Annotated in this window: 2 protein-coding genes; both read left to right on the forward strand. The window is 68.4% G+C overall.

Annotation, left to right across the window (positions count from 1 at the left end; all coding sequences use genetic code 11):
• Positions 1–118 precede the first annotated feature (118 nt).
• A complete protein-coding gene (locus ACYVKX_RS19035; protein ID WP_460835256.1) occupies positions 119–418 on the forward strand; it encodes a transposase in 300 nt (99 codons plus the stop codon).
• A gap of 14 nt (positions 419–432) precedes the next feature.
• Entirely contained in the window at positions 433–1,125 is a 693-nt protein-coding gene (locus tag ACYVKX_RS19040; RefSeq protein WP_460835257.1) for an IS3 family transposase, read from the forward strand.
• Positions 1,126–1,174 lie beyond the last annotated feature (49 nt).

The following is a 1,174-nucleotide window of genomic DNA, read 5'->3' on the forward strand; positions in this document are numbered from 1 at the left end:
CTCCCGCGCGGCCGGCATCGCGATGGCCTTCAAGCTCATCGAAGCCGCCCAAGCCAGATGGCGTGCCTGGGCTTCCCCTCGTAGCGTGGAGGCATCGCCTTTGAGGAGATGAGTGGCGATGGTGACGAGGAACTATCGGAAGTACGACGAGGACTTCAAGCAGGGCGCGGTGGCGCTGGTGGTCGAGACCGGGAAGCCGATCGCGCAGGTGGCTCGGGAGCTGGGCGTCAACGAGGGCACGCTGGGCAACTGGTGTGCCAAGGCCCGTGCTGCGGCCGGCGAGGGTGACGGCGAGTTGAGCGAGTCCGAGCGGGCCGAGCTGGCCCGGCTGCGGAAGGAGACCACCGAGCTGCGGATGCAGCGTGATGTGCTCAAGCGTTCGGTGGCCCTCTGGGTGGACGAGGCGATGGGCCGGTAGCCGGACAGGTTGAGATGGCCACCTTCATCGCCGCCCAGAGGGCAGTGCACGGGATTCCGCATGCGACCGCGTGTCGAGCGCTGTCGGTGTCTGCGGCGTGGTTCTACAAGTGGCGTCACGGCGACCCCTCGCCGCAGCACGCCCGCCGCGAGCAGTTGAAGGTCGAGATCGCTCGGCTGTTCGCCAAGCACCGCGGCCGCTACGGGTCCCCGCGCATCACCGCCGACCTGCGTGATGAGGGCTGGTCGGTGAGCGAGAACACCGTCGCGGCCTTGATGCGCGAGCTCGGGCTGGCTGCTCGTCGCAGACGGCGCCGCAAGCAGACCACCCGGCAGGGCCGCGGGAAGTGGCGGGCACCGGACCTGATCGGCCGGAACTTCGGCACCGATCGGCTCAACCACAAGTGGTACGGGGATGGCACCGAGATCCCCACCGACGAAGGCAAGCTCTACCTCGACAGCGTGTTGGATATGGGCTCGCGGCGCATCGTGGGGTTCGGGATCGGTGAGCATCACGATGCCGACCTGACCACCGCGGCGCTGCGGATGGCGGTCGCGGTCCGCGGCGGCAAGGACGCGATCGGCGAGGTGATCATGCACACCGATCAGGGCAGCGAGTACACCGCGAAGAACTTCCGGGCCGCCTGCGGCCGGATCGGGGTCACCCAGTCGATGGGCAGGGTGGGCTCGTCCCTCTTAACCGGCTAAAGCGGGTGCTTCCCCAGGTCAGCGACACGCCGGGTTGTGGTGGTTGACG

It is taken from the genome of Nocardioides hungaricus (assembly GCF_054782915.1).